General features: G+C 73.7%; 11 protein-coding genes. 10 read left to right on the forward strand and 1 reads right to left on the reverse strand.

Annotated features, from left to right (window positions below; translation table 11 throughout):
- Nucleotides 1–185: 185 nt before the first annotated feature.
- The 6 genes from AB0G50_RS19825 (at nt 186) to AB0G50_RS19850 (ending at nt 11,813) form a co-directional block, all read left to right on the forward strand.
- The gene (locus AB0G50_RS19825) at nt 186–1,961 is read left to right on the forward strand and encodes a non-ribosomal peptide synthetase (RefSeq protein ID WP_360110390.1); all 1,776 of its coding nucleotides are present in this window, start codon (nt 186–188) and stop codon (nt 1,959–1,961) included.
- Between the two features lie 43 nt (nt 1,962–2,004).
- Nucleotides 2,005–6,522: an amino acid adenylation domain-containing protein gene (locus tag AB0G50_RS19830; RefSeq protein WP_360110393.1), complete on the forward strand. Its 4,518-nt coding sequence runs from the start codon at nt 2,005–2,007 to the stop codon at nt 6,520–6,522.
- Between the two features lie 67 nt (nt 6,523–6,589).
- Complete coding sequence (locus AB0G50_RS19835; protein ID WP_360110396.1) at nt 6,590–7,798, forward strand: 3-deoxy-7-phosphoheptulonate synthase; 1,209 nt, start codon at nt 6,590–6,592, stop codon at nt 7,796–7,798.
- The gene (locus AB0G50_RS19840; RefSeq protein WP_360110399.1) at nt 7,795–9,744 is read left to right on the forward strand and encodes a chorismate-binding protein; all 1,950 of its coding nucleotides are present in this window, start codon (nt 7,795–7,797) and stop codon (nt 9,742–9,744) included. Before AB0G50_RS19835 ends, AB0G50_RS19840 begins: the two co-directional genes overlap by 4 nt.
- Nucleotides 9,737–10,273, forward strand: a complete 537-nt coding sequence (locus AB0G50_RS19845; RefSeq protein ID WP_360110402.1) for a flavin reductase family protein — start codon at nt 9,737–9,739, stop codon at nt 10,271–10,273. The genes AB0G50_RS19840 and AB0G50_RS19845 overlap by 8 nt, the downstream gene beginning before the upstream one ends.
- A gap of 13 nt (nt 10,274–10,286) precedes the next feature.
- The gene (locus tag AB0G50_RS19850) at nt 10,287–11,813 is read left to right on the forward strand and encodes a 4-hydroxyphenylacetate 3-hydroxylase N-terminal domain-containing protein (protein WP_360110405.1); all 1,527 of its coding nucleotides are present in this window, start codon (nt 10,287–10,289) and stop codon (nt 11,811–11,813) included.
- Nucleotides 11,814–11,870: 57 nt separating this feature from the next.
- Here the strand turns inward: AB0G50_RS19850 and AB0G50_RS19855 are convergent, their stop codons facing one another.
- Nucleotides 11,871–12,539 (reverse strand): O-methyltransferase, encoded by a 669-nt coding sequence (locus AB0G50_RS19855; protein WP_360110408.1) that lies wholly within the window; start codon nt 12,537–12,539, stop codon nt 11,871–11,873.
- A 211-nt stretch (nt 12,540–12,750) separates the two neighbouring features.
- On the opposite strand from AB0G50_RS19855, the gene AB0G50_RS19860 reads away from it, so the two are divergent.
- The 4 genes from AB0G50_RS19860 to AB0G50_RS19875 are packed head-to-tail and all read left to right on the forward strand — an operon-like array spanning nt 12,751 to nt 16,198.
- Complete coding sequence (locus AB0G50_RS19860; protein ID WP_360110410.1) at nt 12,751–13,254, forward strand: VOC family protein; 504 nt, start codon at nt 12,751–12,753, stop codon at nt 13,252–13,254.
- Entirely contained in the window at nt 13,251–14,192 is a 942-nt protein-coding gene (locus AB0G50_RS19865) for a hypothetical protein (RefSeq protein WP_360110411.1), read from the forward strand. The genes AB0G50_RS19860 and AB0G50_RS19865 overlap by 4 nt, the downstream gene beginning before the upstream one ends.
- A 21-nt stretch (nt 14,193–14,213) precedes the next feature.
- Complete coding sequence (locus AB0G50_RS19870) at nt 14,214–15,107, forward strand: LLM class flavin-dependent oxidoreductase (RefSeq protein WP_360110413.1); 894 nt, start codon at nt 14,214–14,216, stop codon at nt 15,105–15,107.
- Nucleotides 15,104–16,198 carry a PhzF family phenazine biosynthesis protein gene (locus tag AB0G50_RS19875; RefSeq protein WP_360110416.1) on the forward strand — a complete coding sequence of 365 codons (1,095 nt, stop codon included), beginning with the start codon at nt 15,104–15,106 and terminating at the stop codon, nt 16,196–16,198. Before AB0G50_RS19870 ends, AB0G50_RS19875 begins: the two co-directional genes overlap by 4 nt.
- Nucleotides 16,199–16,223 lie beyond the last annotated feature (25 nt).

Genomic DNA, 16,223 nt, shown 5'->3' on the forward strand with positions numbered 1-16,223 from the left:
GAAGCAGCAGACTGATTTCTGCGTGACAACCAGCTCGGGCCGACGAGGAATACCCCGCACACGGGGGCCGGCGGTCCGGGCGGTGCACGCGACTGGGGTCCACACCACTTCCCCGCCCGTGCCGGCGGCGCGCTCGTGCTCGCGGTGGCCGCGCCGCGTCCGAGCAGCAGGAAGGACAATCTCACGTGCCACGACGACATCAGCACACCCTCGAACCGACCCTCACCGCCCGCTTCGCCGACGCCGCGAGGGAGTTCGCGACCCGCACCGCGCTCGTGGAACGGGACCGCGTCACCACCTACGCGGAGTTGGACCTGCGGTCCGGCCGGGTGGCGGGCGCGCTGCGCGACCGCTGGAACGTCCGCCCCGGCGAACCGGTGGGTGTCCACCTGGGCCGGTCGACGGAGCTGTACGTGGTGCTGCTCGGCATCCTCAAGGCCGGCGCGTGCGTCGTGCCGCTCAACCCCGAGCACCCGGAGCGGTTCCTGGCCCGGGTGGTCGAGGAGTCCGGGCTGCGCCTGCTGGTGCACGACGGCGACCAGGCGTTCGACGCCGACGTCGTGCCGCTGGAGGAACTCCTGACCACCGACGCCGAACCGCACGAGTCCGAAGTGGACGGTGAGGACGTCGCGTTCCTGATGTTCACCTCCGGCTCGACCGGCCGCCCCAAAGGCGTGCGGATCGCCCACCGCGGCCTGGCCAGGCTCGGCCCGGACCAGGGCGCGCCGGCGGTCACCGAGCAGGACACCCTGGTGCAGCTGGCCGCGTACTCCTTCGCCGCGTCCACCATCGAGATCTGGCTGAGCCTGCTGCACGGCGCGACCCTCGTGGTGCTGCCCGCGGGTCTCCCGTCGTTGCCCGCGCTGCGCGAGGCGGTGCTGGCCAACGGGGTCACCGTGATGAGCCTGCCCGGCGGGTTGTTCAACCTGGTCGTGGACGAGGAGCCGGACGTCCTGCGCGGGTTGCGGGTGGTGCTGCTCAGCGGCGACTTCCCCTCGCCCGCGCACCTGGCCCGCGCCGCCGCGACCACCGAAGCGACGATCTACAACGGCTACGGCTGCACGGAGAACTCCTCGATCTCGCTGCTGCACCCGATCCGGACGCCCGCGGACGTGCACGCGCACGATCGGGTCCCGGTCGGCACACCGCTGCCGGGCGTGGTGGCCGAGGTCCTGGACGAGGACTCGAACCCGTGCGCGCCGGGCGAGGTCGGGCAGCTGTGCATCGGCGGCTCGGGGCTCGCGCTGGGCTACCTCGACCCGGAGCTGACCGCCGAGCGCTTCGCGCCCGGCCCGGACGGCACGCCGCGCTACCGCACCGGCGACCTGGCCCGCACCACCGGCGAAGGCGACGTGGTGCTGGTGGGCCGCGCCGACAGCATGGTGAAGGTGCGCGGGTTCCGGGTCGAGATCAGCGAGGTGGAACTGGCGCTGCGCGACCACGACGCCGTGGCGCAGGCCGTGGTGAAGGCGTTCGGCGAGGACGTCGAGGAGAAGCGGCTCACCGCGTTCTACTCCACCGCGGACGGCGCGCCGCGCGAGCCCGACGAGCTGGTCGCCCACCTGTCCGCCCGACTGCCCCGCTACGCGGTGCCGTCCGTGTTCCACCACCGGGACCGGTTGCCGCACAACGTGAACGGCAAGATCGACCGAAGCGCGCTGACCGATCCGTCGGCGATCCGAACGACCGCGAAAGGTGACGACATGAGCGACGCGACCACCCTCCTCGAGCCGGTGATCCTCCAGGCCTGGAAGGACATCTCGGGCAACCCGGAATTCACCGCCACCGACTCCTTCCTGGGCCACGGCGGCAACTCGCTGCACTTCGTCCAGCTGGCCAACCGGCTGCGCAAGATCTTCGCGGTGGACGTGGAGACCGAGGACGTGTTCCGGCACGGCACCGTCGAGCAGCTGGCGGGCTTCATCGCCTCGCTGCGCGACGAGGAGTCCGTGCCCCGCTGAGCCCGTTCCCGACCGCACCACCGGAAAGGAGGCGACCGGAATCGTGGATCCCACGCTGGAATCCGCCGTGCTGGACCTGGCACGCGCGGTCACCGGCACGACCGACCTGACCGCGACCGACTCGCTGTCCGCGCGCGGCGTCGCCGATCTGGGCCCGTCCGTCCGCGCGGTGTTCGGCCCGGCCGAGCTCGACGGGTGCGACACGGTCGCCGACCTGGCCGCCGCCGTCGGGAAAGCCCGCGGCGGCGGGGATTCCGAGCTGCGCGCCGGCCTCGCCGACCGGGACCGGATGCCGGCGTCGGCGGGCCAGGGCGGCCTGTGGCTGGCCGACCAGTACGCGCCCGACTCGACGGCGTACAACGGCCCGTTCCACCTCCGGCTCCCCGAGGAGCTGAACCCGGACGTGCTGCGCGAGGCGGTGCGCCGGGTCGTGCGGCGGCACGAGGTGCTGCGCACCACCCTGGAGCTGCGCGACGGCGTGCTGACCCAGGTGGTGTCGCCGCACGCCCGGTTCCGCTACCGGGTCGAGGAGTACGCGGACGACGCCGCGCCCGCGCGGTTCGCCGCCGAGGTGGCCCGGACCAGGCTCGACCTCACCCAGGGTCCGGTCGTGTCGGTGCTGTGCGCGCGACGGTCGACCGCGCCGGAAACCACCGTGGTGTGCAACATCCACCACGCCGCCTCGGACGCCGCGTCCGCCGGGGTGTTCCTGACCGAGCTGCTGGCCCGCTACGACGAGGTGGCCGCCCACCTGCCGACCGCCGACCGCCGGGACCTCCCGCAGTACGCGGACTTCGCGCGGTGGCAGGAGTCCCGCGCCGACGAGGCCGCGCTCGCGCACTGGGCCGAGCACCTCGGCGACGGGCTGCCCGCGCTGGACCTGCCCACCGACCGACCGCGCCCGGCCACCCGCCGGTTCGCGGGCGACGTGCTGCCCTTCGAGGTGCCGGCACCGGTGGTGGACCGGTTGCGGGAGCTGGGCGCGGCCGAGGGCGTGACGCTGTTCATGATCGCGCACGCCGCGTACGCGCTGACCCTGGCCAGGTACGCGCGCCAGGACGAGGTCGCGGTCGGCACGCCGGTGTCGTTGCGCGACCCGGCCGAGGCCGAGGACCTGATCGGATACCTGGTGAACATGGTCGTGCTGCGGCACCGGCTCGAGGACGGCACGACGGTCCGCGAACTGCTGCACGCGGTGCGCGCCGAGGCCTCGGCGGCCCTGCGGCACCGCTGGGCGCCGTTCGAGAAGGTCGTGGAACGGGTCGCGCCCCGGCGCGGCGGCGGCTACTCGCCGCTGATCCGGACCATGCTCGTGCTGACCCCGCCCGGCGCGGCGCGGGTCGTGCGCGGCGACCGGGCGCTGCGGATCGAACGCGATGTCGGCCACGGCGCGAAGTACGACCTGTCCCTGGTGCTGCAACCGGAGGACGACGGCTCGCTGCACGCCGTGGTCGAGTACGACACGGACCTGTTCGACGCGGACACCGTGCGCGGCCTGGGCGACCGGCTGGTGCGGGTGCTCGACGCGTTCGCCGCCGCGCCCGACGCCCGGCTGGGCGAGGTGCGGCTGCTGACCGACGCCGAGGAACGCGCGCTGCTGGACCGGGACGACCGGGTGGCGCTGCGCGAGCCGCCGCGCCCGACCACCGAGCTGTTCGAGGAGCAGGTGGCGCGCACGCCGGACGCGATCGCGGTGCGCCCCGACGGGCTGACCTACGCCGAGCTGAACACGCGGGCGAACCGGCTGGCGCACGCGGTGCGGGCCGGGGGCGTCGGGGTCGGCGACCGCGTCGGCCTGTTCCTGCCCCGGTCGGCGGACGCGGTCGTGGCGCTGCTCGCGGTGCTGAAGTCGGGCGCGGCGTACGTGCCGGTGGACCCGGCCTACCCGGGCGACCGCGTCGCCACCATGCTGTCCGACGCCGGCGCGAAGCTCATCCTCACCGCGTCCGGGCTCGACCTGCCCGCCGGGGCCGACCGGCTCGACGTGGACCGCGAGGACTTCTCCGCCCACCCGGCCGGGAACGTGGGTCGGGTCAAGGAGCCGGGCGACGACGCCTACGTCGTCTACACCTCCGGCTCGACCGGCACGCCCAAGGGCGTGGTGATCAAGGACGAGACGGTCGCGAACCTGGTGCGCTGCCAGCACGAGCTGTCGCCGGTCGGCGCGCAGGGCCCGACGCTCCAGTACATGTCGCTGTCGTTCGACGTGTCGGTGATGGAGATCCTCGGCACGCTGTGCGCGGGCGGCTCCGTCGTGCTGGTCGACGAGGACACCCGCAAGGACCTGCACGCGCTGGCCGGTCACCTGCGCACCCACCGGGTGGCCCGGGTGTACCTGCCCTACGTCGCGCTGCAAGGACTCGCCGCGATCGCGGTGGACGCCGACGTGCGGCTGCCCGACCTGCGCGAGGTCGCCTCCGTCGGCGAGCAGCTGGTGATCTCCCCGCAGATCAGGGAGTTCTTCGCCCGGCACCCGGACGCGCGCCTGCTCAACATGTACGGCCCGTCGGAAACCCACCTCGCCACGTCGCACACCGTCGCGGGCGATCCGGCGAGCTGGCCGGACGCGCCGCCGATCGGCGCCGGCATCCCGGGGTTGCGGCTGGTGGTGCTGGACCGGCGCGGCGCGGTCGTGCCGCCCGGCGTGCCCGGCGAGCTGCACCTGGGCGGCCCGGTGCTCTCGCCCGGCTACCACGGCCGGCCGGACGAGACCGCGCGCCGCTTCCGACCGGACCCGTTCCACCCCGGCGAGGTGCTCTACCGCACCGGCGACCTGGTGCGGTCCGACCGCGAAGGCGTGCTGTCCTATCTGGGCCGGGTGGACGACCAGCTCAAGATCCGCGGGTTCCGCATCGAGCCGGCCGAGGTGGAGGCGGCGATCGACGCGCTCGACCTGGTCGAGGCGGCGGCGGTGACGGCGGTGGACGTCGGCGCGGGCGACCGCAGGCTGGTCGCGTTCGTCGTCGGCGGCCCGGACGACCCGGCGGACGTGCGCCGGGCGCTGGCCCGCACGCTGCCGGACCACCTGGTGCCGGCGCACGTGGTGCCGCTGCCGCGGTTGCCCGTCGCGCCCAGCGGCAAGGCGGACCGCAAGGCGCTGCCCGGCCTGTTCCGGCCCGAGCACACCGACCGGGACACCGAGCCGCCCGCCACGCCGCTGGAGGAGGCGGTCGCCCGGCAGTGGGCCGACCTGCTCGGCCGCGAGGTGGGCAGGCACGACGACTTCTTCGCCGTCGGCGGCCACTCGATCATGGCGACCGAGCTGGCCTACCGGCTGCGCCGGGAACACGAGGTGGAGCTGCCGCTGCGACTGCTGCTGGACAACCCGACCGTCGCCGGGATGGCGGACCGGATCGGCGAGGTGCTCGCGGGCGGCGAGGCGGGTGCCCGCGCGATCGACCTGACCGCCGAGGTGCGGCTGCCCGACGGGTTCGCGGTGACCGGCGAGCCGACACCGGACGACCGGGTGACCGACGTGCTGCTGACCGGCGCGACGGGCTTCCTCGGCGCGTTCCTGTTGCGGGACCTGGTGCGCACCACGCCGTGGCGGGTGCACTGCCTGGTCCGCGCGGACGACGCCGACCACGCCTGGCGGCGGTTGACCGACACCGCGACCCGGTACGGCCTGGCCGACGAGCTGACCCCGGACCGGGTCACCGCGGTGCCGGGCGACCTCGGTGAAGTCCACTTCGGACTGTCCGAATCGGACTACGACGCGCTCGCCGACCGGGTGCACGCGGTGTACCACGCCGCGGCGCACATCAACTTCGTGCTGCCGTACCCGTCGGTGAAGGCGACCAACGTGGACGGCGCGCGCCGGGTCGTGGGTTTCGCCGCGCACCGGACGGTGAAGCCCCTGCACCACATGTCCACCATCGCGGTCTTCTCCCCCGCCGAACCCTCGCCCGTGCTGGACGAGGCGTCGACGCCGAGCGCGCCCGAGGCGTTGGGCATCGGCTACACGCAGAGCAAGTGGGTCGCCGAGCGGATCGTCGTCGCGGCCCGCGCCGAGGGCCTGCCGGTCACCGTCCACCGCATCGGCCGGATCTCCGGCGACAGCACGACCGGCGCGTGCCAGCCGGACGACTTCCTGTGGCGCCAGGTCAAGAGCTTCATCCAGCTCGGCTCGGCGCCGCCCGGCGACACGCTCGCCACCGACCTGCTGCCGGTCGACTTCGTGGCCCGCGCGGTCGTCGCGCTGTCCCGGCACGAGCCGGCGCGCAACCGCGAGCTGCACCTGTTCCACCCGCGCGGCGCGGACTTCGACGTCGTGTACCGGGGCATCCGGGACACCGGCCACCGGGTCGACGTGGTGCCGGAGGACCGCTGGTGGGCCGAGCTCGCGCGGTCCGACGACAACGCGCTGGCCGCCACCGTCGACCTGTTCCGCGAGGGCGCCCTGGAGCTGGGCGACAACACCTACCGCAACGAGGCCACCGCGACCCTGCTCGACCGGCTGGGCCTGGGTTTCCCGGACATCGAGCCGGGATCCGTGTCGCGCCTCATCCGCTACTTCGAGCGCACCGGCGAGCTGGACCGGGCCGGCACGCCCGTCGGCTGAACCGACCGCGCACCCCCCGCCGACCGCAACCGCCCGGCGCACCCCGCCGGGCGTGGGAGGAACCACGATGACCACCCACACGACCCCCGTCGCACCGCTCGGGGAAGTGCTGACCGCCGAGGCGCTGCCCGCGCGGCAGCAACCCGAGTGGAGCGATCCGGTGCGGCTGGCCGAGGTGCGCACCCGGCTGTCGGTCGCCGAGCCGATCGTCGACCACGAGTCGGTCCGCGAGCTGGGCGGGCTGCTGGCCCGCGCCGCGGCGGGCGAGCTGTGCGTGCTGCAAGCCGGCGACTGCGCCGAGGACCCCGCAGAGTGCGGCGTCGAGGACGTGCGGCCCAAGGTCGAGCAGCTCGACGTGCTCGGCGACATCATGCGCGTCGGCGCGGGCGCGCCGGTGCTCAAGGTCGGCCGGATCGCGGGCCAGTACGCCAAACCACGCTCGAACGCGTTCGAGGAGCGCGAAGGCGTGCGGCTGCCGGTGTACCGGGGTTCGATCGTCAACGCGCCGGACCCGTCGCCCGCCGCCCGCAGGCCGGACCCGGACCGGGTGCTGCTCGGTCACGTCGCGGCCCGCCGCACGGTCGGCGTGATCGACGGCCTCGGCCGCGGCGCGGGCGCGCGGGACCGGGTGTGGACCAGCCACGAGGCGCTGCTGCTGGACTACGAGGTGCCGCAGGTCCGCGCGGCGCCGGACGGGCGGCCGTACCTGGCGAGCACGCACTGGCCGTGGATCGGCGAGCGGACCCGGCAGCTGGACGGCGCGCACGTGGCGCTGCTGGCCCTGGTCGCGAACCCGGTGGCGTGCAAGGTGGGCCCGTCGATGACCGAGGACGAGCTGCTCCGCCTGTGCACCGCGCTCGACCCGCACCGCACGCCGGGCCGGTTGACCCTGATCCCGCGCTTCGGCGCGTCCGACATCGACGCCCTGGCACCGCTGGTGCGGGCCGTGACGCGGGCCGGGCACCCGGTGCTGTGGCTGTGCGACCCGATGCACGGCAACACGGTCGTCGGCGCGCACGGCCTGAAAACCCGCCGGCTGACCGACGTGATGACCGAGATCAGCCGCTTCGTCGCGGTGGTGGCCGGCAACGGCGGCACACCCGGCGGCCTGCACCTGGAGGCTTCGCCCGCCGACGTGAACGAGTGCGAGGGCGCGGGCGCGGTGGTGGAACGCGGCGAGCACTACCGGACCCTGTGCGACCCGAGGCTGAACGCGACCCAGGCGGTGGCCGCGGTGGCCCACTGGCACCGCGACCCGACGCGGGTGGTCGCGTGACCCGATCACCGCGGGACACCACCGGCGGCCGCGCCGCGCCGATCGCTCCCGACGGCCCGCGCCGCACCACCCGTCCCGCGGCGATCCCGAGCGGCGGCAGGCGGTCCGGCACCCGGAACCACGCCGACCCCGTCCCCACCGACGGCCCCTTCGCGCTGCTGCACCGGGGCGGCGGTGAGGTCGAGGTGCTGGCCGGGCCGGTGCGCGCCCACGCGGAACTGGCCGAATTGGACCTCGACGGGCCGCGGCCGAGCCTGGTGCTGCTGCCCTACCGGCAGATCCGCGAGCGCGGGTTCGCCTGCCCGGACGACGGCGAGCCCCTGCTGTCGATGGAAGTCCTGTCCCACCACCGTGTTCCGCTCGCCGACCTGCGGGCCGCGCTGCCCGCCCCCGTGCCGCCGGTGACCGACCTCGGGTTCGACCTGGACGACGAGGCCTACGCGAGCGCCGTCCGCCGGATCGTGCGGGAGGAGATCGAGGCGGGCGAGGGGTCGAACTTCGTGCTGGCGCGCAGTCTTCGCGGTCGGTTCGCGGACTTCGACCGGGACACCGCGCTCGCCGTGTTCCGCGGGCTGCTGACCGGCGAGCAGGGCGCCTACTGGACGTTCCTGGTGCACACCGGCGACCGGTTCCTGGTCGGCGGATCGCCCGAGCGGCACGTGCGGGTGCGGGACGGCGAGGTCGCCATGAACCCCATCAGCGGCACCTACCGGTTCCCCGCGCGCGGCGCGGACACCGGCGGGCTGCTGCGGTTCCTGCACGACCCGAAGGAGGTCGACGAGCTGTACATGGTCGTCGACGAGGAGCTGAAGATGATGGCCGCGCTGTGCGACCGGGACGTCGCGGTGTCCGGGCCGACCCTGACCTGGATGTCGCACGTCGCGCACACCGGCTACCACCTGACCGGCCACTGCGCCCGGCCGCTCGCGGACGTGCTGCGCCGCACCATGTTCGCGCCCACCGTGACCGGGAGCCCGGTGGAGAACGCGTGCCGCGCCGTCGCCGCGCACGAACCGCACGGGCGCGGCTACTACAGCGGCGTGATCGCGTTCGCCGGCGCGGACGGTCCCGGGTCGCTCGACTCGGCGATCCTGATCCGGATGGCGGACATCGCGGCCGACGGCGCGTTCCGGCTCACCGCCGGCTCCACGATCGTCCGGCACTCGGACCCCGCCGCCGAGGCGGCCGAGACCTCGGCCAAGGCCGCCGGTCTGCTCCGGGCGCTGAGCGGCGAGCCCAAGTCCACTGTGGACGTACCGCCGCCGCGCGACGGCGAGGTGGCCGACGTGCTGCGCGCCCGCAACGACGGCGTGTCGGAGTTCTGGCGCACCGGACCGAGCAGCGGGCCCACGTCGCGCGGCACGCGGGTGGTCGTGGTGGACGCCGAGGACGACTTCACCTCCATGCTGGCCTACCAGCTGCGCGCGCTGGGGTGCGCCGTGCGGATCACGCCGTGGCACCGGGTCGAGCAGGACGCCGACGAGGTGCTGCTGCTCGGACCCGGTCCCGGCGACCCGACCGACCTCACCCGGCCGAAGATGGCGGCACTGCGCCGGATCGCGGCCGACGCGCTGGCGCGGGGCGGTCCGCTCGTCGCGGTCTGCCTGGGCCACCAGGTGGTCTGCGACCTGCTGGGCCTGCCGCTGACCCGGTTGCCGCGCCCCAACCAGGGCCGGCGGATCCGGGTCCGGTGGCGCGGCCGCGAGCAGTGGGCCGGTTTCTACAACAGCTTCGTCGCCCGCGCCGCCGACGACGTGCTGCCGGGCGGGGTGCTGGTGGACCGCGACCCGGACGGGGCGGTGCTCGCGCTGCGCGGCCCGGGCCTGGCCACCGCCCAGTTCCACGCCGAGTCGTTCCTGACCGAGGACAGCCCGTCGATCCTGCGCGCGATGCTCCGGGACGCGCTGACCTCGCCGCCGATCCGAGAGGAGCACGTCCATGCCTGACCCGGCGACCGTCGAACCGCCCGTGCTGCGCGGTTTCCTCGGCAACTTCCCCACCGGCGTCACGGTGGTCACCTGCCGGCGCGGCGACGTGGTGCACGGCGCCACCGTCAACGCGTTCACGTCGGTGTCGCTGGACCCGCCGCTCGTGCTGACCGCGCTGGACCGCCGCAGCCGGGCCTGCGCGCACCTGGAGTCCGGCGCGTTCGTGGTGAACGTGCTCGGCGAGGGGCAGCGGGACGTCGCGATGCACTTCGCGGGCCGGCCGATGGCCGAACCCGTGCCGTGGCGGGACGAGGACGGCGAGTTCCCGCGGCTGGCCGACGCGGTGGGCCACCTGTTCTGCCGGGTGTGGCGCAACTACGACGGCGGCGACCACGTACTGCACGTGGCCCGCGTCGAGGGGCTCGACCTGCGCGGCGGGCGGCCGCTGCTGTTCCACCGCGGCGGGTTCCCGCGATTGGCCGACCGCGATCCGGTGTGGGAGTTGACCCTCGACGGGCACGCACCGCTCTTCACCACCAACCAGTAGGGAGGAACGCCGCATGACCGAACAGGACAGGCGCGTGACCAGGCCGCTGACCGGCGACGAGTACCTGGAGAGCCTCCGGGACGGCCGGGAGGTGTGGGCCTACGGCGAGCGCGTGGACGACGTGACCAAGCACCCCGCGTTCCGCAACACCGCGAGGATGACCGCGCGGCTCTACGACGCGCTGCACGACCCGGAGCACCACGACGTGCTGACGGCGCCGACCGACACCGGCAGCGACGGCTTCACGCACAGCTTCTTCCGGGTGCCGAGGTCGGTCGAGGACCTGGTGCACGACCGGGAGGCGATCGCCCGCTGGGCCCGGTTGTCCTACGGCTGGCTCGGCCGCAGCCCGGACTACAAGGCGAGCTTCCTGACCACGCTGGGCGCGAACCCGGACTACTACGGGGAGTTCGCGGGCAACGCGCGCCGCTGGTACGCCGAGGCGCAGGAGAAGGTGCTGTTCTGGAACCACGCGGTGATCAACCCGCCGGTGGACCGGAACCGGCCGCCGGACGAGGTGGACGACATCTTCGTGCACGTCGAGGAGGAGCGCGACGACGGCCTGGTGGTCAGCGGCGCGAAGGTGGTCGCGACCGGGTCGGCGTTGACCCACTTCAACTTCATCGCCCACTACGGCCTGCCGGTGAAGAAGAAGGAGTACGCGCTCGTCGCCACGTTCCCGATGGACTCCCCCGGCCTCAAGCTGGTGTGCCGGCAGTCCTACGAGCTGGCGTCGGCGACCATGGGCAGCCCGTTCGACCAGCCGCTGTCGAGCAGGCTGGACGAGAACGACACGATCTTCATCCTGGACAAGGTGAAGATCCCGTGGGAGAACGTGTTCATCTACGGCGACACGGCCAAGGCGGGCACGTTCCTGACCCAGTCCGGGTTCACCCACCGGCTCACCTTCCACGGCGTGACGCGGCTGGGCGTGAAGCTGGACTTCCTGGCGGGCCTGCTGCTCAAGGGCCTGGAGGTGACCGGCACCAAGGACTTCCGCGGCGTGCAGACCCGGGTCGGCGAGGTGCTCACGTGGCGGAACCTGTTCTGGGGCCTGGGCGACGCGATGGCGCGCACGCCGAACGACTGGCACGGCGACGCGGTGCTGCCGAACCTGGACTACGGCATGGCCTACCGGTGGTTCATGACGCTGGGCTACCCGCGGGTGCGGGAGATCATCATGCAGGACCTGTCGAGCGCGCTGATCTACCTGAACTCGCACGCGAAGGACTTCCGGGAGCCGGAGCTGCGGCCGTACCTCGACCGCTTCATGCGCGGCTCGGGCGGGTACGACGCGGTCGAGCGGGCCAAGCTGATGAAGCTGATCTGGGACTCCGTCGGCACCGAGTTCGCGGGTCGGCACGAGCTGTACGAGCGCAACTACTCGGGCAACCACGAGAACGTGCGGATCGAGCTGCTGCTGGCGCAGACCGCGTCCGGGCAGGTCGACTCCTACACCGGGTTCGCCGAGCAGTGCATGTCCGAGTACGACCTGGACGGCTGGACCGCGCCGGACCTGGTCAACCCCGGTCGGGTCTGACGTGGCCGCGAGGCCGGGGCCGGGCGGCGGCACGTCGGCCGCCGCCCGCCCTCCCGGTCACCCGGTGACCAGGGCGAGGGTGAACCCGTCGTGGCCCTTGACGCCGACGGTCTGCAACGACGTCGCGTCCACCCTGGTGTCGTGCGCGAGGCCCTCCAGGAAGCGCCGCACGCCCCGCACGCCGCGGTCCGGGTGGTCCGGGTCGGCGACCGCGCCGCCCTGCACCACGTTGTCCACCACGATCACCGAGCCGGGCCGGGTGAGCTTCAGCGCCCACTCGAAGTACTCGGGGATGTCGGGCTTGTTGGCGTCGACGAACACCAGGTCGAACGGCGCGGCCGGGTCGGCGGTCAGGCCGGGCAGGATGTCCAGCGCCCGGCCGACCTCCTGCCGCACCCGGTCGGCGACACCGGCCCGCGCGATGTTGGCGGCGGCGGCCTCCGCGAAGGACTTCTCGTACTCGATGGTGACCAGCGTGCCGTCGGCGGGCAGCGCGCGGGCCAGCCAGATCGTGCTGTACCCGCCGAAGGTGCCGATCTCGAGGATGTTCCGGGCGCCCCGCACGCGGGCCAGCAGGTTCAGGAACCGGCCCTGCGCCGGCGACACCGCGATGTCCGGCAGGTCGAACCCGACGTTCGCGCCGGCCGCCGCGTCGAGTGCCGGGTCCGGTTCGCCCGCCACGCTTTCGAAGTAGTCGTCCACTGCTTTCCAGCGCTCTTCGGTCATGCTTCCGAGAGTACCCGGAAAAATAGTCGCAGCCAACCGTCGAAGATATTTTTCGACCGCCGTCACACCGGCGCTGAGCTGCACATATCTGGCTGACGCCTGCCCATTTTCGGAATTCACGGAAATTCTCTCACGAATTGACGGAACAGCCGGGCCGTGCTTAGCATCGAATTATTCCAACACCTTCGAACACACACCGGGAGGACCAGCCGTGACCGGACCCACGACCACGCCGACCACGACCAGGCCCGGGTTGCCGCCCGCGCCGCGCATGCACCACGTCGGCGTGCAGACCCGAGACCTGGCCAACTCGCTCGCCTGGTACCGCGACTTCTTCGGCTGCGCGGAGAACTGGAGCCTCGAGGAGTTCTCCGACCTGACGCGCAGCAGGCTGCCGGGCATCACCCGGCTGACCGAGGTGGTGGTGGGCGACCTGCGCTTCCACCTGTTCGAGCGCGCCGACGACGCCGGCGACCCGCCCGCGGGCGACCAGGTCCAGTTCCAGCACGTGTGCCTCGCGGTGTCCTCGGCCGACGACATGCGGCTGTGGCGGGACCGCTGGCTCGCGCTGCGCGCGTCGGGCCGCTACCGCTTCGCCTCCGACGAGGGCCCGACCGACGTGGTCGAGGACGCCGACGGCGTGCTGAGCTGCTACGTGCTCGACCCCGACGGCCTGGAGTTCGAGCTGACCTTCGTCCCGGGCGGTGACCGGTGACCGCGGACACCGCCGTCGTCTCGGCGCTGCCGACGCCGCGCGGCTGGGACTTCGGCGACTTCCCGTACGGCCTCGAACCCCTGGTGATCCCGCAGCCGCTGCGCGAGGACGAGCGGGGCGGCCCGGCGGAACCCGACCACGAGGCGGCCGAGGTGCAGCGCGAACTCGGCTCGCTGCCCCGGTGCGAGCGCAGCGCTCCCCCGCCGTCGGACGGCGAGAAGGCGCACCAGCTGTTCTGGTTCCGCTGGATCACCGGCCACCAGGTGACCTTCGCGGTGTGGCAGTACCTGGCGCGCGCGTTCCACGACGCCAACGCCGACCCGGCGCAGCCGCGCCACCCCGAGGTGATGGCCGAGCTCACCCGCGCCTACACGGCGATGCTGCTCTACACCAGCTCGTGCCCGAACGAGGTCTACCACGAGGTGATCCGGCCGAGCATGTTCTTGCAGCACCGGGGTTTCAGCGGCACCTGGGCGCCGGACTTCGTGCCGGTGCGCCGGTTGCTGCGCGGCAAGACCTACGAGTGGTCGGACACGCCGGCGGGCGCGGAGGTGCACCGCCGGGTGCGGACCTACCACGACGTGCACGCGGGCATCGCGGCGAAACTGGTGCCCGGCGGCCGTTCGCTGCTCCAGCAGACCGCGACCGAGACCAAGCTGCTGCACCCGGAGATGCGGTCGGTGGTCTACGACAACTACTTCCTGACGCTGCGCGCGCCGGTCGGCCAGGACGAGGTGGCGCGGCAGTTGGTGCGCAGGCTCAAGGCGATCGCGCTCGACGTCACCGAGAACGGGCTCTACCCCGGGCAGGACGCGGATTCCGCCGACCTGCCGAGGGAGTTGCGGCTGCCCGAGGTCGTCGAGTGCGAGCGGCGGTTCACCGACGTGGTCACCGGACTGGCCGCGCTGGTCACCGGGGTCGCCGCGGGCGGCGTCTGAGATCCGAGAGGAGGCAACGCGGTGCGACACGGAGTGGTGATCCTGCCCGAACAGCGCTGGGCTCAGGCCCGGGAGCGCTGGCGGCGGGCGGAGGAGTTCGGGTTCGACCACGCGTGGACCTACGACCAGCTGATGTGGCGGTGGCTGCGGGACCGGCCGTGGTTCGGCACGGTGCCGACGCTGACCGCGGCGGCGACCGCGACCAGCCGGATCGGCCTGGGCACGATGGTGGCCACGCCCACCTACCGCCACCCCGTCCCGTTCGCGAAGGACGTGATGACGCTGGACGACGTGAGCGACGGCCGGTTCACCTGCGGCCTCGGCGCGGGCGCCGGCGCGGCGGACGACCGGGTGGTGGACCGCGCCGAGCGCTCGCCCCGGCAGCGCGCGGACCGGTTCGGCGAGTTCGTGGACCTGCTGGACCTGTTGCTGCGCAAGCGTTCCACGACGTGGTCGGGCGAGCACTACGAGGCCGAGGACGTGTGGAACGCGCCGGGGTGCGTGCAGGACCCGCGGGTGCCGTTCGCGATCGCGGCGACCGGCCCGCGCGGGATGCGCCTGGCCGCGCGGCACGCCGACACGTGGATCACCGCCGGCCCGCCCGCGACGTTCGACGCGCGTCCCTACGCCGAGGCGCTGCCGGAGATCGCGCTGCAACTGCGCAAGGTGGACGACGCGTGCGCGGCCGTCGGCCGGGACCCGGGGACGTTGCGCCGCCTGCTGTTGACGGGCGCGGCCGTGGGCGGCGTGCTGGAGTCGGTGGAGGCGTGGCGGGACGCGGCGGGCCGGTTCGCCGGGATCGGCGTCACCGACCTGGTCGTGCACTGGCCGCGCGCGGACTTCCCGTACGCGGGCGACGAGCGGGTGCTGGAGGACGTCGCGGGCGACCTCGCGGGCGCGGCGGTGGGCCGATGACCCTCCACAAAGGACAGCCGGTTCCCGGCAACCCGAACGCACCCCGCCGGGCCGAGCACGAGAGGGCCGGCGGCACGGGCGAGCGGGACACCGACCGCGGTGGACACCGGAAGGTCGGGCACGCCGCCGGGCCGACCACCGACGGCATCCGGCACGAAGCGCGCGGAACAACCACCGACCACCAGGCGCGAGCGAGCGGGCCGACCACCGACGGCCTCCGACACGAAGCGCACGGGACAGCCACCGACCACATCCGGTACGAGGTGGTCGACATGTTCGCCGACCGCCCGCTGACCGGGTGCGCCCTCGGCGTCGTGCCGGACGCGTCCGGGTTGTCCGACGAGGACCTGGCCGCGGTGGCCGCCGAGCTCAACACCTCGGAGACCGCGTTCGTGCTGCCCGCCACCGCGCCCGGGGCCACCCACCGGGTGCGGGTTTTCACACCGACCGGCGAGTCCCCGTTCGGCGGCCACTCCGCGATCGGCACCGCGGCGACGCTGGTGCGGCTCGGCGTGCTGCCGGCCGGACGGGTGGTGCAGGAGTGCGGCCCGAAGCTCCAGCCGGTGGACGCGACGGCGGACGGCGGCACGCTGTCGGCCACGAACCCGTTGGACAGCGAGGAGTTCGACCCGACCGGTCTGGCCCGCGCGTGCGGACTGCCGGCCGACCTGCCCTCCGCCACGGCCGCCGGTTTCGGCCCGGCCTTCCACTTCCTGCCGGTGTGCCCGGACGCGCTCGCCGACGCGCGGCTGCACGCCGACGACCCGGTGTGGGCCGACCGCACCGACCTGTTCGCCTTCACCTGGGACCCCGACACCCGCACCGCCCGCGCCCGGATGTTCGCGCCGGGCTACCGGATGCCGGAGGACCCGGCGTGCGCCTCCGCCGGGCTCGGCCTCGGCGTGTGGCTGGTGTCGGCCGGCCTGCTGACCGACGACGGCACGCACCGCTTCACCGTCCACCAGGGAGTCGAGCTCGGCCGTCCGTCCACTCTGGACTGCACCGTGACGGTCGAGGGCGGCCGCGCGGTGGCCGGCTCCGTCTCCGGCGTCGTGCGCCCCGCGCTCGACGGCCGGATCGCCCTGTCCTGACCCGCTCACCGGAAGGGGAACCCCA

It is taken from the genome of Actinosynnema sp. NPDC020468 (assembly GCF_040642015.1).
Taxonomy (GTDB): domain Bacteria; phylum Actinomycetota; class Actinomycetes; order Mycobacteriales; family Pseudonocardiaceae; genus Actinosynnema.